The sequence below is a fragment of the Lactococcus cremoris subsp. cremoris KW2 genome, from assembly GCF_000468955.1.
Classification (GTDB): domain Bacteria; phylum Bacillota; class Bacilli; order Lactobacillales; family Streptococcaceae; genus Lactococcus; species Lactococcus cremoris.
Genome location: NC_022369.1, coordinates 539,836 through 561,795, shown reverse-complemented (window position 1 = coordinate 561,795; position 21,960 = coordinate 539,836). Strand labels below are relative to the sequence as shown.

Below are 21,960 nucleotides of genomic sequence, written 5' to 3'. Positions count from 1 at the left end.
TATCATTCTCCTAACTTATATACTTCTCTAATATTAATTTTGGCAGGTTCATTTGCACCTTTGAATTCAATATCTTCAATGCCATCACCATCAAAATCAAATAAACTCACCTGACCTTCAGCAATTCCTAGCTCTAAAAGTTCTCCCTCATTAAAAAGCTCTGCAAATTGAAACTCTATAACTTCAACATCACTTTTACTTCCTTCAACACGATTCCATTCTGTAAAAACTATAGGAGTTTCAAGGTCTGGATGTCTTTTAGTCAGCGTATTACCACGAACAATATTTTTCTTTATGATATAATTCGCAGATTTATATATTTCATTTTTAACACTAAGCCGTTCATCAAAAGTTTGCTCAAACCATTCCAAATAATAAATAATCATTCGAGACCGGGCGAGTTCTAGATTATCTTCTAAAAACTCTATACCATAAATTGAAGCCAAAGCAAACAATGATTTAGTTTTCCAACTTGATTTTGAGAATTGATTTATCACAGCTTTTAATTTTCGTTCCAATATTGCTGTGAGAAAATTTCCATCACCAGCTGAGGGTTCTAAAAAAGTTGCATAAATATCTTCACAAGCTTCTCTTACCCCTTCAACATCTAACATTTTTTGAACCATCCAATTTGGAGTGAATACTTCACCATGTTTTTGAACACGTTCTTTCGATTTTATTAATTTTTCTGGCAAAAAAACTCCTTCCCTTCCTAAAATAAAACTTTTAATATTCGATTTTATATAAATCAAAATCATTACTGTTTCAGGGCCTACAATATTATCTTCATTTCCAATTATACCAAATTTTACAAGTGTTTTCTTTGCTAGAAACAAAAAACACAACAAATCCTGTTGTGCTTTTTGTAAAAATACTAAAACTGTCAACTTAATCTTCTGTATACCAGTCGTAATGGAAAATTCCCGCTTTATCAGTCCGTTCATAAGTGTGAGCACCGAAATAGTCACGTTGAGCTTGAATCAAGTTTGCAGGAAGATTTTCAGAGCGATAGCTATCGTAGTAGCTAATTGCTGAGGTGAATGTTGGAATTGGAATTCCTGCTTGAACAGCAAGGGAAACTACATCACGAACAGCTTCTTGATAACGTTTTGTGATGTCTACAAAGTAGTCATCAAGCAAGAGATTTTCAAGTTCGCTATCTTTATCGAAAGCATCAGTAATGTTTTGGAGGAATTCTGCACGGATGATACATCCAGCACGCCAAATTTGAGCAATTGTACCATATGGCAAGTCCCAATCAAATTCTTCAGAAGCTTTGCGAAGTTGAGCAAATCCTTGAGCATAACTCATAATTTTTGAGAAATAAAGTGCTTTGCGGATTTTTTCGATTACTTCTTTTTTATCGCCTGAGAAATCAAGAGCTGGGCCAGACAAAACTTTGCTTGCTTTAACACGTTCATCTTTATAAGTTGAAATATAACGAGCAAATACTGATTCTGTAATCAATGGAAGTGGTACACCAAGGTCAAGGGCAGATTCTGAAGTCCATTTACCAGTTCCTTTATTTCCTGCTTTATCAAGAATTTTATCAACGATATAGCCTTCGCCTTCATCATCTTTACGTTTCAATACTTCTTTTGTGATTTCGATGAGGTAGCTATCAAGTTCGCCTTCATTCCATTCTTCAAAAATGGCTTGAATTTCTGCGTTGCTAAGTCCAAGAACACGTTTCAAAAGGTCATAAGATTCAGCAATCAATTGCATGTCACCATACTCAATTCCGTTATGAACCATTTTAACGTAATGTCCCGCACCATTGGCTCCCATATAAGCAACACATGGTTTACCGTCTTGAGGAGCTTTAGCTGCGATTTGTTCAAAAATTGGAGCTACTAAATCATAAGCTTCTTTTTGTCCACCAGGCATCATAGAAGGGCCCAAGAGCGCTCCTTTTTCTCCACCTGAAACACCAGTACCAATGAAGTTGATTCCTGAGTCAGCAAGTTCAGCATTACGACGCATTGTATCTGGGAAATGAGTATTCCCACCATCAATCAAGATGTCGCCTTTGTCCAAAAGTGGCAAGAGTGATTTGATGGTTGCATCAGTAGCAGCTCCCGCTTGAACCATGAGCATGATACGACGTGGTTTTTCAAGACTTCCGACAAATTCTTCAAGTGTTTTTGTGAAAACAAGATTTTTATCTTGATGTTCTTTATAAACTTCTTCAGTTTTTGAAGTCGTACGGTTGTAGATAGCAACGGTATAACCACGTGACTCAACATTGAGTGCAAGGTTTTTACCCATTACAGCCATTCCGACAACACCAAAGTTTGCTTGTGCCATTTGAAATCCTCCAGAGTATTTCTTTTATTTTATATATTATATAGTATAACGCAATTTATTTCCAATTACCATAGTTAGGTGTGTAAATGTTTTACATAGCAAAAAATCTGCCTAAAAGACAGATTGAATTTTATTATTTTTCATCAGGAAAATTTGTTAATTCTTTGGCTTCATCAGCAATTTTCTTTGCTTCTTCTGCAAGAGATTGAGTGTCAATATCTTCTTTTACTTCATCTTTTGCATCACTGAATTTAGCCACTACTTCAGCAGCTTCATCAGACAGGTCAGATCCATCCTCATCAAAGAGTTCTTCACCACTTTCTTTCATTGAATTAATCTTTTCAACGACAGCATCTTTTGTATCATTGAAAAAATCAATAACAGTTTCTTTAGAAAGTTCTCCTGAATCCACTTTTTCCATAATTAAATCACGTTTTGAAAGCAAGAAATCTTTAGCTTTATCTGCTGAAATCTCTCCTGAATCAAACTTTTCTTTAATTTCATTAAATTTTTCAGCTGAAAAATCAAGAGCAGTATCTCTCATCCCTGTCAATGTTTCTTGGGGATTTTCTTTTAAATCATCATAAATTTTCCCAGCTTCCTCACGGAGTTCGCTTCCTTTTTTAGGAGCTAAAAATAAAGCGGCTGCGGCTCCAACTAAAGCACCAACTAGAAATCCTGTTTTTTTTGACATCGGTTAAGTCCTTTCTTTATGTAAGTAATTTAATTTACTTTTACACCAGCTTCAGATTTATCTTTTTTGACAAAGAATTTTTTCGCTGTTTTGGCAAGTACAACAGCCGAAGCTGAAGTTGTTTTTCGTTTTGTTGAACCTCGATTAAGGCGTGTTACAAGCTTACGGCTTGAGGCATTAATATCTGAAACACTTTCAGATAAATCAGCAACTGCTGTAAACAAGGGGTCAATCGTGGCGACTTTCCCATTAACATCATCAAGCAAAGTGTTAGCCTTAGTCATGATTCCATCGGCTTGATGAAGCAGCACGTCCACATCACTCGATACTAATTTAACAGTACGGTTCGCTTCTTCTACAACTTTCGAAACCTTATGTAATACAATAACCAAGAAGACTACCAATACAGCAAATGCTATCGCGATAATCAATAATGCAATATTTCCCACGTTTCCTCCTCTTATTCGGACTTAAAACTCTATGTCCATTTTTTAATCTTCTTTCATTTGGATGAAAGCGATTCTATTTCACCTCATTATAACAAATTGTTGCACCATTTTCTAATATTACTTACATTTTTTTATGACAAAAAGGCAATCCCTTAGGATAGCCTTCTTAATTTTTTTTTATTCTACGATAAACAAATAGGATAATTCCTAATATCACTAATAAAACTGACAACCATTGCGACACCCGTGCTGGGCCCAACATTAGGCTATCAGTACGCATCCCTTCAACAATAAAGCGCACTGCCCCATACCAAACGAGATAAAAACTAAAAATATCTCCTCGTTTCAAACCTTTGATACGATGTCTAAAGACCATAACCAGAATAAATCCACTTAAGGTTCCAATACTTTCAAATAAGAAAGTGGGCATTCGATAATGGCCCTCGATAAACATTTGATTTCTAATAAATGGTGGAAGCCAATCTAAATTTGAAACAATTTTACCGTAAGCCTCTTGGTTTACGAAATTTCCCCAGCGGCCCATTGCTTGAGCAAGGAAAACACCAGGTATAGTAATATCTAGCAAATCTAAAGGATGGATCATGCGGTAGTAGCTAAAGACAAAAAGAACAATCGCTCCAGCAATTAAACTCCCATAAATGGCTCCCCCACCATCCCACATTGCAATAATTTGCGACGGATGCTGACTATAATAAGACCATTGGAAGATTACATAATATAATCTTGCTCCAACAATTCCTAAGGGAAAAGCAAAAAGTACAAAATCAATAATATCGTCGACCTTTATGTTTCGTTTTGGTGCTTCTTTACACGCTAACCAAACCGCTAATGCCGCACCACCCACGATAAAAATGGCATACCAATGAATAGCAAGAGGGCCTAATTGGAGAGCAATTTTATCCAGAGCTAAAAAAGGAAATAAATTATTCATAGTTTTTATCAGTTTTCTATTTTAACTGACAGTATTTTTGTCTATCAGTTACCTCTAAGTTTTATTGTGATTCTTTGTTGTGACTGATCAAGTCTGTTAGACGGTCTTCAAAAGTTTTGGTTGCATCAAAGCCCATTTGTTTAGCTCTGAAATTCATGACTGCCGCTTCAACAATCACTGACACATTACGCCCTGTTTTTACAGGAATACGCGTTTGAGGCACTTCAACATCAGAAAATTCGACGATTGTCGGCGCATTTCCCAAACGATCAAAAGCTTTTTCTTTATCGTAATATTCTAAATAGATAGCCATATCAATATCCGTTGAATCCTTGACAGCACCTGCACCAAAAAGACTCATCACGTCAATAATCCCAACGCCACGAATTTCTATCATATTGCGCAAAATTTCTGCAGGTTCTCCAGAAAGCGTAAAAGCATCCCGTTGAAAAACGTCTACACGGTCATCAGCAACTAATCGGTGACCTCGTTTAACTAATTCAAGACCTGTTTCAGATTTACCAATCCCACTCGCACCTTGAATCAGCACACCAACGCCAAAAATATCCATCAAAACACCATGAACTGTGGTTCTTTCTGCTAAACGTTCATCAAGGAATGAAGTCAAAACCGAGTTTAAACGACTGGTTGCTTCCCGTGATTGAAGCAAGACAATATCTGCTTTTTTAGCTGCTGCAACCATTTCACTTGGAATTTCTAAATTACGCGCAACGATTACAACTGGTGTTTCTTTGGCCATGACCTTTTTTAAGAGATCATAACGATTATCTCCAACTACAGTCATCATGTAAGACCACTCTTTCATCCCAAAAAGCTGAATTCGCTCAGGGGTGAAGTAATCAAAATAACCAGCCATTTCTAAACCTGGCCGCATAATTTCGGAAGTTGTAATTTCTTTTTGTAATGCTGTTTCTGTTGAGTAAATCACATGAAAGTGAATTTTATCAAGTAAGTCTTGAACTGAAACCGCCATTTTAATTCTCCCTTATTTTTTCATAAATTAAGAATAACTGACAGAATTGCTAGAGAATAATATCATGTTTTTTTACTTACAAGTCTCCACAAATTTTGTCAGTACTTTTATAATAAAAATTGTGATAAAAAATCACATTTTCATCTCACGTATAAATTTATCCAAGCGATAAGCAAGGAAGATTCGGCGCACCAAAAGGAAGCCGAAAAATGTGGCTAAAAACCACGAAGCAGAAAGGAAGGCCCAGCTGAAAATCCAAGCTTCAATAACCGTTCCAATCATAAATGAGTAAAATCGTTGTTTAGGCATGCCTCTATTATGCCATTTTTAAGTCAGAAATGTCAATGGATTGTCTTAATTAATGACTGACAAAAATCACATTTTATTTTCTAAAAAAATGAAATTTCATTGTTAATTAACAAAGAATTTGATGATTAAAAAGAGGAGGACAGCATCTACAAGTAGGCCCAGATACCATGAAAGATTAAAGTACCATTTTCTTGTTTTGTGATGACAAAGATGCCCAGCTAGAAGTGCTCCAATCCCTCCACCTAAAAGTGCTTGAGCAAGTAAAACTTTCTCTGGAATTCTCCATAAGTGATGCTGTGCCTTGTACTTATCGACCGCATAAAAAACAAAAACAATAAGATTCCAAACTGCTAATAAATCTAATAGATAAACAATCATTTTCTTCTTTCTCTTCTAATTTAAATAATCGTTAGATTTTAATTTCTCTCATTTTTTCAACTCGAAGGGCTCCTTTTTGACCACTAAAAGTCCAGCGTTGTTTAAATTCTCTTCGATATTGATTATTTCCCGAAATAATTTGACCAGAATCAATAGAAACAAGATAGTCAATAGCTACAAAATACAGGTCAACTTCAAATTGATTATCTTTTATTTCCTTATAACGCGTGATACCATCTAAAATAGCACTGCGCGTATGATTAATCTGACCTTTACTTCTCATTTTTTCAAGAACTTTTTGATGCTTTTCATACAGTTTATCGCCATAAAATGGTGATAAACTTTGTAAATCTTGTTTATCCCAAGCTTCTTGAACATTAAGAAAAATTTCTTCTATTTCTTGTGCTAAAGCCGGATCATTTATTGTCTTTTCTTGATGATAATCTCTTTTTTTAAAAGGAAGTTTAACTTTATTTCTTACAAAATAAAGTATGAAACCAACAAGCACAATCAGCCACTCCCAAATCCTTCCCCTACTATATCTTCTTCCCATTCTAGATGTTCCAGTATTAGAGCTATAATTATTGGAACCAGTATTATGATAATGGCTGTTAGTGTTTCCAACTCCAAAATTACCACCAGTTCTTGTGCTCCTATTTCCTCCCCCTCGGTATCCTCCTGCTGTTGCAAAAGCATGAGGCGTGACCAAAAATAAGCCACTGATGAGCAATAAAACAATTATTTTTTTCATCATTTGATTCAAAAACCATTCTCATTTCTTTGTATTTATATTACTTTATTTATTTTGTTATTATACCCTATTCCCTACATTATTTGAAATATCTACTCATGCTATGAAAATTCTATTTTTAGTGGAGTCTAAGAAAAGAGTATGATATAATTACGACATGAAAAAACTCATGAATGTTTTAAAATCCGAAACGGTAAGATATCTTATTTTTGGTGTTTTGGCAACTGCTGTCTATGCTCTTGTCAAATGGCTAACTTGGCAAGCTTGGCATTCTGGCTGGGGCTCAGAAACTGCTGCCCAAGCTTCAAGTATTATTTTCGCTTTTTTCACGAATAAACTTTTTGTATTTAAACATCAATCAACCAATTTATTACGTGATTTCATCAATTTTACTTCTGGCCGGATTGTTCTCTTGCTCGTTTCTATTTTTATTAACTGGTGGTTTATTGACCAACATCCAGATATTTTGATGAACCTTTTTGGACTTTCTAAAAACAATATGGTGGCTAGCCTCAATCTAGTCGTTCAAGTTCTAATTATTGTCATTAACTATCTCTATTCAAAATTCTTTGTCTTTAAAGAAGATAAAAAGATTAATGATTAAGAAAATTATTTTTAAAAAAACTACTGACAGTTCAATGCGATCAGAGTGAGCATTGAATCGGCGAACAAAAAAACACTGACAGATTTTCTGTCAGTATTTTTTTATTTTCTAATTTCCTTGATGAATTCAACGATTTCACCGCGACGTGTTTCAATCTTACCAACTTTTGTTTTTTGGTAGACAGCATTTAGTATGGCACCAATGATTAGAACTCGGGCAATGAAAATAAACCAAATCATCAGAGCAAAAACAACCAATGACCCAATTAACTTCAAGTCATCCAATCGTTGCAAAGCAAAACTAACATACTTAGCAATCCAGTTTGTCAGAAAAACTAAAACAAAGGTTGAAAAAATTGTTCCAGGCATCGTATATCTTAATTTTCTTATTTTGACATTCGGTAGAATAAAATAAAGCATCATCAAAGACAAAAAAGTCGCTACAGCAATCGCTGGCAGGGTCATATTATGCAAAGTGCGATACAAATGATCATCAAAAGCGAAAATACGATGTACTTGCTCTAAAATTAATTGTCCAAAAGTTGAAAGGACAATTGAGAAATAGAGAAAGAGTAAAATCGCAAATCCTGCAGCTAAACCAATTACTCGACTGACAATAAAATCACGATGATTAAAAACTTCATAAGCTTTATTCATCGACATCTGTAAAGCAGATAACGCCCTTGAAAAGGTCCAAAAACCTGCCAAAACAGAAAGTGAAAGTAATCCGGTATTTCTTTGATTTAAGAGATTATTAATGACTGGTTCAATTCCTCGATAAACATCACTAGGAAGCTGCTCAGATAAAAAGCTCAATAAACCTGAAGTATCAATATGTAAGAATGGTAAAATATTTCCAATAATCAAGCCCAAAGGAAAGATTGCGAGCAGGAGATAATAAGCAACGGCAATTGAGGATAGACTCATTTCTGAACTTTTGAAAAAAGTCATGAAAGTTGTCGTTAATTCACCAATTTTTTGTAGACCTTTTTTCATCTTTCCTCTCATCTGCTTTTTCCTTTTTTACTTCTTAATAAGTCCGCTCTTCCCCTTGAGAAGTTAAAATTACTGGACCATCTTTGGTAATGACAAATTGATGTTCATATTGACAAGATAAGCTTCCATCAAAAGTCACATAACCTCGTTCACCATCATGATCGATTTCCCAATCACCTGTATTAATCATTGGTTCAATGGTTAAAACCATTCCTTCACGAAGACGAAGACCACGACCCGCACGTCCATAATGTGGAACCATTGGTTCTTCATGCATTGTTGGGCCAACACCATGTCCTACAAGGTCACGAACGACACCATAGCCACGACTTTCAGCATATTCTTGAATCGCTGCCCCAATATCTCCAATGCGATTTCCAACTTTAGCCTGTTCAATACCAAGATAGAGGCATTCACGAGTAACGTCCATCAAGTTTTTTACTTCCTCAGAAACTTCACCTACAGCATAAGCCCAACAAGAATCGGCCACTCCACCACGAAATTCTTCTTGATATTTAACCATTGACTCAGCATCATCAAAGTCAAGTTTTGAAACATCAACAGAGCCGTCTTCAACTAAGCCAAGTACCATGTCGACTTTAATCAAATCACCCTCTTTAAGAATTTGATGACGTGGAAAAGCATGAGCAACTTCATCATTCAAGCAGCAACAAGTGGCATAAGGGAAGGGATTATAATTTCCTTCATCTACACCAATTTGTAAAGGTAAAACATTTTTTTCTTTACAAACTTTGCGGACATATTCTTCAATTTCCCACATGTCGATACCTGGTTTAATCAAATCACGAAGACCAATATGGATATCTGCCAAAATTTTACTACTGCGTTCCATTTGTTCGATTTCACGTTGAGATTTTAATGTAATCAATTTATTCTTTCCTTCTAAAGTCCTGAGAATAGACTCAGTTCTTTTTATTTAAATTAATATTTTGAAGTGACTCATACTTCATCGAAAAATAAATAGCTATTTACTGGGGTTACTGAATTCTTATGAGATAGTATTTATGCCTGTATCTATAAGAATTTTCTTCGACAATCATGAGCCTTTTCAAAATGATTTGAAATGCTGAGCAATTCAATTAATTATTTCTAATCAATCCGAGTTTGCTTAGTATAAATACACTCTATTTTACCATAAAATTCACCATTACTTGGTGTTTTTTATATAAATCGGAAGTAAAACTTCATCGACCAATTCTTTGATTTGTTCATCATTCATTGATTGGCCCTCAAGCAACATATGATATCGAGTCATTTGAAAGGGAAGAACTTTGGCTGATTGTCCAATTTTTTCACGCGCTTCTCCTCTTTCCTGAGCTCTGGCTAGTAAACGTTCCATGATAATCAGATTGCTTGGAAGGACATTGCCAACGGTCGATTCAAGAACATTTTTTCCTTGAGATTGCATAAATGAGACGAAAGCTAGAAAACCTTTAGGATAGAGTAAAAAATTTTCTCTCATAAAAGTTAAAAGTTCAATCAAATCTTGCCGTAAGCTTCCTTTATTGATTTCTTGGTCAATGACATTCCCACGCCATTTAGGATTTTGTGAAATATTAAAACGTACGGCTTCAAAAATCAAGTCAAAAACATCATTCCAATACCGATAAAGCACACTTCGGGTCGTTTTTGCTTCTTTTGCAACATTTTGAAAGGTTACTTTTTCATAACCTTCATTTTCTAAAATATTAATTGCCGCTTTATAAATTGCTTCTTTAAGTTCGCTTCCTCTTCTTCGAGATTGGGTTGGCGTTTTTTTTACTTTTTCTTCAAGCATAAGAGACCTCTTGTTTCTTATTTCTATTATATCATCATTCTTATCTAATACCACAAATCATAATTAGATACAAAAAGAATCTTATTGTTGACAAATAAAACTTTAAGTTTTATAATATCTTTTGTAAATAAGATACAAAATGTATCTGAATTGAAATTTTTAGATTTTCCTAAGTTTATCAAGACTTAGTTTTCGCTTAGGCGAAAAGAAAGGAAGCCATTATGGCAAAATCAAAAAAAGAAAAATTACCAAAAGAGTTGACTCGAAATGCTTGGATACTAGTTGTTGGTGCAATTGCTCCCATGCTTGATTCCACCATGGTCAATATTGCAATTAACAAATTACAAAGTGATTTACATACCTCTCTTGACATGATTCAATGGGCAATCACAGGTTATGTACTTGCCCTTGCTGTAGCCGTACCTGTTTGTGGTTATGTGGTCAATCATATTGACGGAAAAAAAGTCATGCAATGGTCCCTCCTTAGTTTTGGACTTTTTAGTTTTTTATCGGGAATTGCTTGGAATATTGATAGTTTTATCATTTTCCGAGCCGTTCAAGGATTTTCTGCAGGTTTCATTACTTTACTGATGACCACCTTGCTGATGCAAATTACACCTCCTGATAAACTTGGTCAGTTAATGGCCGTTGTCTCTACACCGATTATTCTTGGCCCAATCATCGGTCCTGTTCTTGGTGGTGCTATTGTTTCTGGAGCCAATTGGCATTGGATATTCTATGTCAATATTCCAGTTGTTATTATTGCTGTTTTACTTAATCATTTTTATCTAAGTTCTTTCAAACCTTTTAATCCAAAAGCAAAATTGGACTGGTTTGGTACCCTTCTTCTTGCTGGCGGCTCTGTTGGATTAATATATGGCATGATGAAAGGTTCAACGAATGCTAAAAATTTTTTCAATAGTCAAATGATTACTTTTGTCCTCATTGGTTTAGCTTTATTTATTATTTATGGAATTTATAATCAAATTCGGAAAAATAATACCGTTCTTCCTTTAAGATTTTTCAAATCTAAACATTTTACTGCAGCAAATATAGGAATTTTTCTAGCTGGAATTGCTTCTAATGGTCCTATGCTTCTTCTTCCTCTCTTTTTCCAAAATACCAAAGGATTTACAGCCATTGAAGCAGGTTTGATGTTAATTCCCCAAGGTCTTGGAATGATGGCAACTCGCCCCTTGATTGGAAAAATGATTGACCGACTTGGAGCAAGACCAGTTGTTCTGGTTTCAATCGCCATTTCCCTTCTAGGAACGATTCCTTTCATTTTCGTTCAAGAAAATACTAATTTAATTTGGTTAGGACTGGTTTTATTTATTCGCGGAATGGGAATTGGTGGCCTGCAAATGCCAATGATGACTGATATCTTCATTGGTTTAGATAAACAAGATATTCCTGGGGCATCAGTAGGACAACGAATCATTCAAAATGTTGGTTCATCTTTTGGCTCAGCCGTTATCTCGGCAGTTGTTACGGCGGTTGTGACATCTGAAATTGCTGGACAGATGACGACTAAACTGCATCAATTAGCGGCTCTACATACCACTTTAACTCCCACGGTTATTGCGACTGCAAAAACTTCTGTTGAAAAAGCAGTGACACTTAATGGTTATCAACTTGGTTTTCTTGTCTCTTCAATTGTTTTGATTATCATTGCTCTTCCAGCAATATTCCTCTCACAAAAGAAGAGCGTGAAATAATATTCATAGTTTTTAGCTTTGATTTCACTTGAATTTTGTTATAATTGAATTGAATTATCTCAATGATAGATAGACAAATATTAATCAATTAACTGAGCTTGGTACGTAAAATCTATACGTTCCTTGTATCTTATAGGAGAGTGAAAAATGCCTTTAGCAAAAATTGTATATGCAAGTATGACAGGAAATACTGAAGCTTGTGCCGATATTGTCGCTGATAAACTTGAAGAATTAGGTTTTGAAGTAGAACTTGATGAATGTACTTCTGTTGATGCCGATGATATGGCTGATGCTGATCTTTGTATCGTTGGAACATACACTTACGGTGACGGTGAGTTACCTGACGAAATTGTTGACTTTTACGAAGAATTAGCTGATGTTGATTTATCTGGTAAAATTTACGGTTGTTTCGGTTCAGGCGATACTTTCTATGATGATTTCTGTATCTGCGTCGATATGTTTGAAGCGCAATTTGAAAAAACAGGTGCAACTAAAGGAGCAGAGCTCGTTCGTGTCGATTTGTCACCTGAAGATGAAGACGAAGCCCATCTTGAAGCTTTTGCAGAAACTTTAGCGGCTCACTTTAACTAATGTTGAAACATAAAAATTACTGACAAGTATGAAAAAAAAGCTGACAGAAATTTTGTCAGTTTTTTTATCTACCGATTCAATGCTCACTCTGCCATAGAGAGGTTGCTTTAGCGACCTGACTTCTTGGACAAGCCAAACTCATATCTATGATGTGAGTTTGTGGCTTGGTCGCATTGACCTGTCAGTAATTTTTTATTCTACCATTTCAATTTCACTATCAAAATATTGCTCTTGAAAATGGACTGCCTTTTCGATTTCTGATTTTGTGAAATTTTCAGCTGGACTGGTCAATACCCATTTATCTTCAACATCATCTTTTCTGTGAACAATAGCAATGCGTTTTCCAGTGAATGTTTTGAGAGCTTTTTGATTCTCAGGTAAATTGGACAAAATATAGACATCTTGTTCTTCGCCGTCTCCTGCGATAAGTCCCTCGATGTATCCATAGTTTATTGGATAAACTGTCCCATGATGAATTGTTCCAATTGGTCGGTCAATTTTTGCGGTATACTTTTTCATAACCACCTCCATTTTTACTGATAGAATCGAAAAAATTTTCATCAGTAATTTACAATGAAAACATCAAAATCCCAGCAGCCACAGCCACATTTAAAGATTCCGCTTGTCCTGGCATGTCAATATGAACAAGCTTATCAGCAGATTCCACGGCAAAGTCTGATACTCCAGCTCCTTCATTGCCCATGACCAAAGCAAAAGATGATTCCTCAACAGTTTTATAAGATACAGAATTTGCTGATAGCGTTGTTGTCAAAATTGAAATTTTTGCTTGTTTGAGCGCAGCAAAACATTCTTCTTCATTCATGCGGGCAATCGCTAAATGAAAATTTGATCCTTGCATTGAACGCATAACCTTCGGACTATAGAGGTCTGCCGTTTCACCAAGTAAAATAACAGCTGAAAAGCCGGCTGCATCAGCCGTTCTAATCATGGTTCCGACATTTCCTGGATCTTGCACATTTTCTAAAAGTAAAAATTTTGCTGCTGAAAAATCAATAACTTCTTCAATTTTTGCCACTTCAGCAATCAGTCCTTGTGGACTTTCGCTGTCAGCTAAAGATTTTAGTACATCTTTACTGACCAGATTTACAGATAAGTCTGTCAGTGATTTTTCAGACCCAATCATTGCTGTCAGTTTAGCCAGTTTATTTTCTTCAACAAAAATTTGCTTTATTGAATGACCAGCTTTCAGTGCTTCCTCCAACAAATGAAAGCCTTCGATGAGATATGAATTTTTGCGGTATTTTTTTGTCAGCAATTTTCTTGCTTCTTTAACTTTTTTATTATCTTTTGAACTGATGATTTCCATTCTCTTATTTTATCAGATTTTTGCCAATCTTGCTTGTGCTTATGCTATAATAAAAGAAAACGTTTTAAATAAACAAGTCACTTAATAATTTAACGAATGAAAGGAGCTAAAATGTTCAAAGTAAAAATGATTGTTTCTGGACGAGTTCAAGGAGTCGGCTTTCGCTATTTTGTTATTATAAGTGCCCGTGAATTAGGAATTTTAGGTCGTGTTTGGAATAATGATGATGGTACCGTTGGTATCCTTGCCCAAACTGATGACTCCCAAAAATTAGAAGAATTTACGGCCCTTATTCGTGGCGAAAAATCTTCCAAAGGTCGTCTTTCTCCCTTTGCGAAAGTAACTTATGTCGAGTCAACTCCTACAAGTTTCCCTGATTTTACCGATTTTAATATCAAATACTAAAAAAATACTGACAGATTTTCCGTCAGTATTTTATTTATCAATTTATAAGCGATTGCTTGTCAGTATATTTTTCCAGAAGTTCTAAAACCATCAATAAATTTCTTTTATCAATATGATAAGCCACAGCAGCTTTAACCGCTGGTTTTGCACAAAAAGCAATTCCAAGACCAGCAGCATTTAACATCGGAATATCATTTGCCCCATCCCCAACAGCGACTACCTCAGACAAATTCAACTTATTTTCCTTGGCCCACTGCTTCAATCTTTCCAATTTGAAACTTTTATCGACAATTGTTCCATAAGTTTCGCCAGTCAAATAACCCTCTTGCACAGCCAACCGATTGGCAAAAACATAATCTAGTTTTAAATCTACAGCCAATTTATCCACAATTTCATGAAAACCACCCGAAACGACACCAACCTTCCAACCTCTGCCATGTAAAGTTTCAATCAGCCCAGTCGCTCCATTTGTCAAATGAATTTCTTTATAAATTTCATCAAAAATCGTCGTTGGTAGCCCTGATAGTAAGGCTACTCTTTCTTTCAAAGCTTCTTTAAAGTCCAACTCGCCTGACATAGCAGCCGCCGTAATTTCAGAGATTTTTTCACCTAAGCCTGCTTTTTCTCCCAAGAGGTCAATGACTTCCTCCTCAATCAAGGTGCTATCGACATCCATCACAAGTAATCCTTTTACTGTCATTTTTCCTCTATCCTACTTGTCTTTCAAAAATATTTATGATCAAATTTAAAATAAATTTGGATTCTCAATTAAACGTACACGCACAATATTTTCAGAAGCTTCAAAACGCGAAACCAAAGCCGCCAATTTTCTTTCGTCTTTTTCATCTAAATCAAGTAATGTATAAGCAAAATCCCCTTGACCACGATTGACAATGTTAGCGATATTAATATTTTCTTCGGCAACTGCTATAGAAATTTGCGCCACAACGTTTGGCACATTTTTATTGATTAAGGTCACACGATAAGGCGTATTTAACTCTTGCAAAACACGCGGAAAGTTGACTGAATTAATAATCTCACCCGTTTTCAAATAGGTTTGAACAGAATCAAGCGCCATCCGAGTACAATTTAAGCTGGCTTCTGCTGTTGAGCCCCCTAAATGAGGAGTCAAAAAAACTTGAGGGTGATGATAAAATTTTTCAGAACCAAAATCGGTGCCAAAGAAACGAACAATCCCTTCATCAATCGCCTTAAGAATGGCTTCTTTATCTGAAATCTCATCTCGAGCATAATTCAGCAAAATCACTCCTTTTTTACATTTTGATAAATTTTTCCAATTAAGCATTCCCTTTGTTTCATCAGTCGCTGGCGTGTGAACCGTAATATAATCTGCTTTCTCAAAAATTTCTGACAAATCATTGACCCGTTTGACATGATGTGACAAATTCCAAGCATGCTCAATTGAGAGATAGGGGTCATAACCAATCACTTTCATCCCTAAACGCTGTGCATCATTAGCAACTTTTGAGCCAATATTTCCAAGACCAATCACACCTAAAGTTTTTCCAGAAATTTCTGAACCAGAAAATGCTTTTTTCCCATTTTCAACTGCAACGTCAATAGCCTTATCATTTCCTTTTTGTCCTGTCAGCCATTTATTGGCAGGTTTCAAATTACGGGTCCCAAAAATCATCATTGACAAGACCAACTCTTTGACCGCATTAGCATTCCCACCAGGGGCATTAAATACAACAATTCCTTTGCTTGCGCATTTTTCAATCGGGATATTATTAAATCCAGCCCCCGCACGTCCAATGGCCAACAGTTCTTTTGAAAATTCATAATCATGAAAAGGTTGAGCCCGACAAATAAAAGCGTCCGCTTTGTTTTCTGGTACTTGATTGACAGCAAATTGTTCGCCAACTTCATCTAGAGCAACTTGGTCAATATTATTTCCTATTGTTTTAATCTGATAAGTCATTTATTTTCCTCTTCAAATTCCTTCATAAATTTAACCAATTCAAGCACACCTTCTATTGGAAAAGCGTTGTAGATACTTGCTCGCATTCCCCCAACCGACCGATGACCTTTGATTGATTTAAAACCTTTTTCTTCGGCTTTTTGCACAAATAAAGCATCCAATTCCTTACTTGGACTGGTAAAGACAACATTACATATCGACCGCTCTGCTTCATTTAGAACTGGGCTCTGATAAAAATCCGACTGGTCAATTAAATCATAAAGCATCCGAGCTTTTTGGTGATTTATTGCTTCAAGTTTTTTAACTCCGCCCTGTTCTTTGACCCATTTGAATACCAAACCAGCCAAATAAATAGCAAAAGTCGGCGGTGTATTATACATAGAGCCATTCTGAGCCAAAATACGGTAGTCCATCATTGATGAAAGACTTTCTTTTTGATTCAATAAATCTTCACGAATAATGACAATTGTCAAACCGGCAATCCCTAGATTTTTTTGAGCTCCAGCATAAATTAAACCAAATTTACTCACATCATAATCAACTGCCAAAATATTTGAACTCATATCAGCAATTAAAGGAACAGAATTAACTTCTGGTAGATTTTTTGGAAAAATAGTCGTTCCTTCAATAGTATTATTTGTTGTTATATGCAAATAAGCTGCCATTTTCTCATCAACTTTGGACTTATCAATTTTCAAAAGATGATTATAATGTTCTGACTGAGTTGAACCCAAACTGATTGCTTCAAAATCTAAGGTTTGACTCAATTTTACTGCCTCATCATAAGCCTTTTTTCCAAAGGCCCCTGAGATTGCATAATAAGCTTTTTTCCCAAGAGCCAAATTCATTGGAATCATTGAGAATTGAGTGGAAGCCCCGCCTTGTAAAAATAATATTTTATAGTTTTGAGGAATGGACATCAAGTCGCGCAAATTATTTTGCGCCTCATCAATGACCTCTTGAAAAGATTTGGAGCGATGTGAAATTTCCATCACTGACATACCGCTTTTTTCAAAGTCTAACAGTTCTTCTTGAACTTTTTTCAAAACTTCCTTTGGAAGTACACTAGGTCCTGCACCAAAATTATAAATCATCGATTTCACTTCCTCAAATTATTTATTAAACACTATTATAATATAATTTTCTGATAATTCAAATATAAAAAAATACTGTTCGACAAAAATCACATCAATGATGTGAACTTCTGTCTAAACAGCATTTTACCAATTTAACAAATCAAGTAATAACATGTTCCATTCAACTTCTTTGGCGTAAAAAATATTTCCACCATTAGAATAGAGTTTTCCTTGGTTGTAAAATAAAGAATCAAACGTCAAATGATAATAAGTCTCACCAGTCGTATTTCCTAAACTTGGGGCAACGACATCTTTGGAATATGCTTTTGAAAGAGCAATTGTATTCTTGCCTCCATGGGCCGCAATATAATCAACATAAGCTCTTCCATAGTTATAGGCCTGAACTCCCGTCCAAGCATCAACTTTCTTTTCTGATGCGTATTCTAATACCTTTGAAAGATTAGCAATCCCCTGTTTGATACTTTCTTCCTCTGTGGAAAAGGTATTTGTTTTTCCATTCAAGCTTTCGCTGGACTGCATGATATCAACTTGTTTTCCTTTAGTTTCAGTATAAATAATCGCAAGCGCTAACTTTGTATCCCCGCTTAAACCTTGTGCTTTCAGGGTTTTCTCAACCTCTGCTTCATAAGACATTACATGTTTCACATTTTCGTGCATACGGTAAACGTAAAAACCACCGAATACAAGAAGTATCAGCATTATTAATCCAATTAATTTTTTAAACATATCACTTACCTAAATTTTTCTGACCGACTTTTAATTAATTCTCTTCAATTAATTTTTTCACTAGTACATATCAATATTTTTATGCGGTCATTTTTATATAAGTTCTATTATAACACTTCTCGTTTAAATTTAACTTAATATAAAAAAATTAGACAAAAATTATTGTCTAATTTTTATAAATTATAATGGAAATTGATGTGTTAACTCTAAGGCAGATTTTCTAACTTCTTCAAGTTTTTCTTGGTTGTCATGATTAACCAAGGCTTTAGAAACTAATTGAGCAACTTTTCGAGCTTCAGCTTCCTTAAATCCTCTTGATGTGATTGCTGCCGCACCAATTCGCACTCCTGAGGTTTTAAATGGAGATAAAGTTTCGTCTGGTATGGCCTCTTTATTAAGCGTGATATGAACGCTATCTAATAAGTCCTGTGCTTCTTTCCCATTAATTCCAAGATCTAAGACCTTCAAATTAAGTAAGTGATTATCTGAGCCTCCTGCAATCAAACGTAGTCCATCAACCTTAGCAAACTCATCAGCCATTGCTTGAGTATTTTTAATGACTTGTTCAATATATGTAGCAAATTCTGGGTCAAGTGCTTCTTTAAAAGCGACTGCTTTAGCAGCAATCACGTGTTCTAAAGGTCCACCTTGCGTTCCAGGGAAAATTGCGGAATTGATTTTTTTAGCCAAGACTTCATCATTGGTTAAAATCATTCCACCGCGTGGGCCTCTTAAAGTTTTATGAGTTGTTGTTGTGACAACATCAGCATAAGGAAGTGGATTGGGGTGAGCACCAGTAGCCACTAAACCAGCAATATGAGCCATATCAACCATTAATTTCGCACCAACGCTATCAGCAATCTGACGGAATTTAGCAAAATCAATCAAACGTGAATAGGCAGAAGCCCCTGCCACAATCAGTTTAGGTTGAACTTCTTTAGCAATTTTAAGAATTTCTTCATAATCTAAAAGCTCTGTTTGAGGATTTACCCCATAAGGGACAAAATGATAAGTTTTTCCTGAAAAATTGACTGAAGATCCGTGCGTCAAATGACCACCAGCGTTTAAATCCATTCCTAGAACTGTATCTCCTGGTTGAATTAATGCCATATAGGCTGCAGCATTGGCTTGAGAACCTGAGTGAGGTTGAACATTGACAAATTTTGCACCGAAAAGTTCTTTTGCACGGTCAATTGCCAAATTTTCCACAACATCAACCGCTTCTGTACCACCATAGTAACGTTTCCCTGGGTATCCTTCGGCATATTTATTCGTCAAAACAGAACCTTGTGCTGCCATCACTGCCTTTGAAACAATATTTTCAGAAGCAATTAATTCAATATTTTGTTGCTGACGAATTTCCTCAGCATGAATGGCCGCCCACAATTCTGGGTCAAAGCTTTCAAAATCTTCTTTATCAAAAATCATTCGTTCTCCTTGTATGTCTATTGGGGATATTTTTAAAAATATAAGTAGAATTTTATAGTCTTAAACGCTATAAACTTAATCAGTTAAATTATGTTTTACTTTCGCAAGCAAACTTTTAACTCTAAAACTATTATATCGGCTAAAGCACATTTTTTGAAATATGTTGGCTTAGAAATCTTCAGCTTGCCAAAGATTGTTCGGAAATTTTTAGATTACTTTTTCTCAGCGTATTTTATTCAATTTGTCCAAGTTCAGGAACTTTTTTAAGTAGTTCTGCCTTAGTTACTGCCCCTTGACGTAATAATTTTGGTTTTTCTTGCGTCAAATCAATGATGGTCGTATCTAATCCATAGATGCTATCATCTTGAACAGCGACTGCAGCATTTTCCAAAATTTCTTGACTTAAATCGGCAAAGAAACTTGGACTTTTAGAACCGGTTAAATTAGCGGAAGGTCCAACCAAAACACCGACTTCTTTAATTACTTTTTGGGTCACTGCTATGTTGGGCATTCTAAAACCAACAGTGCTTTTGCCAATATGAATCCATTCAGGAACTTCGCTAGAAGCTTCTAAAATGATAGTTAGAGGGCCAGGAAGAAATGCATCAACAATTTTACCTAAATAATCTGGTGGGTTGATGGAATATTTTAGAATATCTTCAAAACTTGAAACATTCATATTTAAAGCTTTTTCGGTTGGACGTCCTTTAACCGAATAAAGTTTTTGGACCGCTTGCTCATTCATGGCATTTGCAAATAAACCATAAACTGTTTCAGTTGGTAAAACCACTAATTGTCCATTTTTTAGCGCTTTTACTGCTCTCGCTGTCATTCGATTTTTACTATTATTTTCTTTTTCTGATTGCTTATCTAAATCTTTTTGCAGTTTATTTGCTTCAATAAAAAGATTTTCTCTGATATCTTTCAAATCATCTGGTACTTTATAAGGACGGCGAAAAAGAAAGCCAATAATACCATAAAATCCACCTTCAACTTTTTCAAGTTCATTAGCAAAATTATTGAGTCCGCCTTGAACAAAGTTCAAAGTTTCTTTAGCTTGGTCTATCTTGTTGGATTCAACCAAAGTTTTGACATCTTTTAATTGCACTTGCAAAAAAGAGGACATCGTACGCAAATCATTTTCAACTTTCATTTTAACTTCTTTCTTAAATATATTTTATCTTTTAATTGCTGTTTCCCTTCAAAAATGGGTTGGTCATAATTTTCAACAAAATAATTGCTTATTATATGAGTAATTTCAAAACCACATTTTTCATAAAATTCAACATTCCCTGAAACATCATCTGTTCCAAGTATGAACTCATCAGCTGCTAAATTTTCTTTCAAATAAGTGATAAGTTGCTTCATCATTTGCTGACCAAATCCCTGTCCTTGAAAACTAGTTTCTACAGCGAAATTCTCAATTTCAAAAGTATTTTTTTGTTTTTTTATGACTACAGCACAAGCAACGGTCTTTCCATTTTTTAATGACAGAGTAAATAAATCACCATTTTCCAGATAATTTTCTAAATGCGGACCATCATCAGCTAATAATAATATTGGTAAAAAATCTTTTTTTTGCTGAAATACTTGTTCAAAAATTAAAGAATTCATTTTTCTCCTTAAATATACCAACAGTAGCTTTTATCATTTGACACTAATCATTCTATCTTTTCCAAATATATCTTGGTGAATGCTAACAAGCCTGTCAGTAAATTTTTCTTGAAAAATAGCTTGAACAGCTTTTCCTTGCTTATAGCCAATTTCCAAATAAATTTTTCCATCATCTGTCAGATGGTTGACCGCTTGGTCAGCAATTTTTTGGTAAATTGCTAAACCTTGATTTTGGGCAAAAAGGGCCAAATCAGGCTCATATTTAATGACAGAATCATCCATTTCATAAGTTTCATCAAAAGCAATATAGGGGGGATTGGAAACTATGATATCAAACCTGTCAGTAAGTTCATCCATCACATCTGATTGAATAAATTCCAAATTGACATGATTCATTTTCGCATTTTCAGCCGCCAATTCTAGCGCATTTTGTGAAATGTCAGAAGCTTTTACTGACCAATTTTGCCGAGCTTTAGCTAAAGAAATTGCAATTGCTCCGGAGCCCGTTCCAATATCTAAAATTTTCAGCGAATCATTGTTATTTTCAGTTAAAATCATTTCAACTAATTCTTCAGTTTCTGGACGTGGAATGAGCACTCGCTCATCAACCTTAAATTTTAATTCATAAAATTCTGCCCAGCCCACAATATATTGTGGGGGTTCATTTTTAATCAAACGTTCTGATAGCTCTGTCAGTAAATTTAACTCTTGGTCAGTAATTTTTTCACGCATTAAATTCAACCAAGATAACTTATTAAGTTCATGTAAATTTCGCCAGACAAACTCTAACTCAAAAGGTTCTTCTAAATCTGCTGACAAAGTTCGCACAGCTTCAATCCAAAGCATTATACTTTTCCACTTTCTAAAACTTTTTATTTTTT

Annotated in this window: 26 protein-coding genes; 4 read left to right on the top strand and 22 right to left on the bottom strand. The window is 35.2% G+C overall.

Annotated elements, in window-relative coordinates:
* Nucleotides 1–2 precede the first annotated feature (2 nt).
* From KW2_RS02870 to KW2_RS02830, 9 genes are all read right to left on the bottom strand, one after another.
* On the bottom strand, nt 3–695 hold the full coding sequence (locus tag KW2_RS02870) for a DNA methyltransferase family protein (RefSeq protein WP_041168683.1): 693 nt from the start codon (nt 693–695) through the stop codon (nt 3–5).
* 193 nt (nt 696–888) lie between these two features.
* Nucleotides 889–2,307, bottom strand: coding sequence for an NADP-dependent phosphogluconate dehydrogenase (gndA, locus tag KW2_RS02865; protein ID WP_021036831.1), 1,419 nt, complete (start codon nt 2,305–2,307; stop codon nt 889–891).
* A gap of 133 nt (nt 2,308–2,440) precedes the next feature.
* The gene (locus KW2_RS02860) at nt 2,441–3,001 is read right to left on the bottom strand and encodes a YtxH domain-containing protein (protein ID WP_021036830.1); all 561 of its coding nucleotides are present in this window, start codon (nt 2,999–3,001) and stop codon (nt 2,441–2,443) included.
* 29 nt (nt 3,002–3,030) lie between these two features.
* Nucleotides 3,031–3,450 (bottom strand): DUF948 domain-containing protein, encoded by a 420-nt coding sequence (locus KW2_RS02855; RefSeq protein ID WP_011675759.1) that lies wholly within the window; start codon nt 3,448–3,450, stop codon nt 3,031–3,033.
* A gap of 166 nt (nt 3,451–3,616) precedes the next feature.
* Nucleotides 3,617–4,402, bottom strand: a complete 786-nt coding sequence (gene lgt, locus KW2_RS02850) for a prolipoprotein diacylglyceryl transferase (protein WP_014573041.1) — start codon at nt 4,400–4,402, stop codon at nt 3,617–3,619.
* A gap of 61 nt (nt 4,403–4,463) precedes the next feature.
* Entirely contained in the window at nt 4,464–5,396 is a 933-nt protein-coding gene (hprK, locus tag KW2_RS02845; protein WP_011834603.1) for an HPr(Ser) kinase/phosphatase, read from the bottom strand.
* Nucleotides 5,397–5,528: 132 nt separating this feature from the next.
* Complete coding sequence (locus KW2_RS02840) at nt 5,529–5,705, bottom strand: DUF3272 family protein (RefSeq protein WP_011675756.1); 177 nt, start codon at nt 5,703–5,705, stop codon at nt 5,529–5,531.
* Between the two features lie 102 nt (nt 5,706–5,807).
* Nucleotides 5,808–6,083, bottom strand: coding sequence for a DUF1294 domain-containing protein (locus KW2_RS02835; protein WP_021036829.1), 276 nt, complete (start codon nt 6,081–6,083; stop codon nt 5,808–5,810).
* 31 nt (nt 6,084–6,114) lie between these two features.
* Nucleotides 6,115–6,837, bottom strand: coding sequence for a TIM44-like domain-containing protein (locus KW2_RS02830; protein WP_021036828.1), 723 nt, complete (start codon nt 6,835–6,837; stop codon nt 6,115–6,117).
* 154 nt (nt 6,838–6,991) lie between these two features.
* Here KW2_RS02830 and KW2_RS02825 point away from each other — a divergent pair, with 154 nt between their 5' ends.
* Entirely contained in the window at nt 6,992–7,438 is a 447-nt protein-coding gene (locus KW2_RS02825) for a GtrA family protein (protein ID WP_011675753.1), read from the top strand.
* 101 nt (nt 7,439–7,539) lie between these two features.
* Here KW2_RS02825 and KW2_RS02820 read toward each other — a convergent pair whose 3' ends face one another.
* From KW2_RS02820 to KW2_RS02810, 3 genes are all read right to left on the bottom strand, one after another.
* The gene (locus KW2_RS02820; protein WP_032942759.1) at nt 7,540–8,433 is read right to left on the bottom strand and encodes a YihY/virulence factor BrkB family protein; all 894 of its coding nucleotides are present in this window, start codon (nt 8,431–8,433) and stop codon (nt 7,540–7,542) included.
* A 34-nt stretch (nt 8,434–8,467) separates the two neighbouring features.
* Nucleotides 8,468–9,322, bottom strand: a complete 855-nt coding sequence (locus tag KW2_RS02815; RefSeq protein WP_015082136.1) for a methionyl aminopeptidase — start codon at nt 9,320–9,322, stop codon at nt 8,468–8,470.
* A gap of 279 nt (nt 9,323–9,601) precedes the next feature.
* Nucleotides 9,602–10,231, bottom strand: coding sequence for a TetR/AcrR family transcriptional regulator (locus tag KW2_RS02810; protein WP_021036827.1), 630 nt, complete (start codon nt 10,229–10,231; stop codon nt 9,602–9,604).
* A 221-nt stretch (nt 10,232–10,452) separates the two neighbouring features.
* On the opposite strand from KW2_RS02810, the gene KW2_RS02805 reads away from it, so the two are divergent.
* Entirely contained in the window at nt 10,453–11,949 is a 1,497-nt protein-coding gene (locus KW2_RS02805; protein ID WP_021036826.1) for an MDR family MFS transporter, read from the top strand.
* Between the two features lie 147 nt (nt 11,950–12,096).
* Complete coding sequence (locus KW2_RS02800) at nt 12,097–12,540, top strand: flavodoxin (RefSeq protein ID WP_021036825.1); 444 nt, start codon at nt 12,097–12,099, stop codon at nt 12,538–12,540.
* 192 nt (nt 12,541–12,732) lie between these two features.
* On the opposite strand, the gene KW2_RS02795 is transcribed toward KW2_RS02800, so the two are convergent.
* Both KW2_RS02795 and KW2_RS02790 read right to left on the bottom strand, forming a co-directional pair.
* Nucleotides 12,733–13,071 carry an inorganic diphosphatase gene (locus tag KW2_RS02795; RefSeq protein ID WP_338033619.1) on the bottom strand — a complete coding sequence of 113 codons (339 nt, stop codon included), beginning with the start codon at nt 13,069–13,071 and terminating at the stop codon, nt 12,733–12,735.
* A 37-nt stretch (nt 13,072–13,108) separates the two neighbouring features.
* The gene (locus tag KW2_RS02790) at nt 13,109–13,867 is read right to left on the bottom strand and encodes a TrmH family RNA methyltransferase (RefSeq protein ID WP_021036823.1); all 759 of its coding nucleotides are present in this window, start codon (nt 13,865–13,867) and stop codon (nt 13,109–13,111) included.
* Between the two features lie 111 nt (nt 13,868–13,978).
* Between KW2_RS02790 and KW2_RS02785 the strand changes: the two genes are divergently transcribed.
* Complete coding sequence (locus tag KW2_RS02785) at nt 13,979–14,272, top strand: acylphosphatase (protein ID WP_011834594.1); 294 nt, start codon at nt 13,979–13,981, stop codon at nt 14,270–14,272.
* 37 nt (nt 14,273–14,309) lie between these two features.
* On the opposite strand, the gene serB is transcribed toward KW2_RS02785, so the two are convergent.
* From serB to prmC, 8 genes are all read right to left on the bottom strand, one after another.
* Nucleotides 14,310–14,972 (bottom strand): phosphoserine phosphatase SerB, encoded by a 663-nt coding sequence (serB, locus tag KW2_RS02780; RefSeq protein WP_021036822.1) that lies wholly within the window; start codon nt 14,970–14,972, stop codon nt 14,310–14,312.
* A 45-nt stretch (nt 14,973–15,017) separates the two neighbouring features.
* Nucleotides 15,018–16,214: a 3-phosphoglycerate dehydrogenase family protein gene (locus KW2_RS02775; RefSeq protein WP_021036821.1), complete on the bottom strand. Its 1,197-nt coding sequence runs from the start codon at nt 16,212–16,214 to the stop codon at nt 15,018–15,020.
* Nucleotides 16,211–17,308 carry a 3-phosphoserine/phosphohydroxythreonine transaminase gene (gene serC / locus KW2_RS02770; protein WP_021036820.1) on the bottom strand — a complete coding sequence of 366 codons (1,098 nt, stop codon included), beginning with the start codon at nt 17,306–17,308 and terminating at the stop codon, nt 16,211–16,213. Before serC ends, KW2_RS02775 begins: the two co-directional genes overlap by 4 nt.
* Before the next feature lie 126 nt (nt 17,309–17,434).
* Nucleotides 17,435–18,037 (bottom strand): lysozyme family protein, encoded by a 603-nt coding sequence (locus KW2_RS02765; protein ID WP_011834590.1) that lies wholly within the window; start codon nt 18,035–18,037, stop codon nt 17,435–17,437.
* Nucleotides 18,038–18,217: 180 nt separating this feature from the next.
* Nucleotides 18,218–19,465, bottom strand: a complete 1,248-nt coding sequence (gene glyA / locus KW2_RS02760; RefSeq protein ID WP_021036819.1) for a serine hydroxymethyltransferase — start codon at nt 19,463–19,465, stop codon at nt 18,218–18,220.
* 232 nt (nt 19,466–19,697) lie between these two features.
* The gene (locus tag KW2_RS02755; protein WP_275450698.1) at nt 19,698–20,591 is read right to left on the bottom strand and encodes an L-threonylcarbamoyladenylate synthase; all 894 of its coding nucleotides are present in this window, start codon (nt 20,589–20,591) and stop codon (nt 19,698–19,700) included.
* Between the two features lie 23 nt (nt 20,592–20,614).
* Nucleotides 20,615–21,079, bottom strand: a complete 465-nt coding sequence (locus tag KW2_RS02750) for a GNAT family N-acetyltransferase (protein ID WP_021036817.1) — start codon at nt 21,077–21,079, stop codon at nt 20,615–20,617.
* Between the two features lie 33 nt (nt 21,080–21,112).
* Nucleotides 21,113–21,925 carry a peptide chain release factor N(5)-glutamine methyltransferase gene (prmC, locus tag KW2_RS02745; protein WP_021036816.1) on the bottom strand — a complete coding sequence of 271 codons (813 nt, stop codon included), beginning with the start codon at nt 21,923–21,925 and terminating at the stop codon, nt 21,113–21,115.
* Nucleotides 21,926–21,960 lie beyond the last annotated feature (35 nt).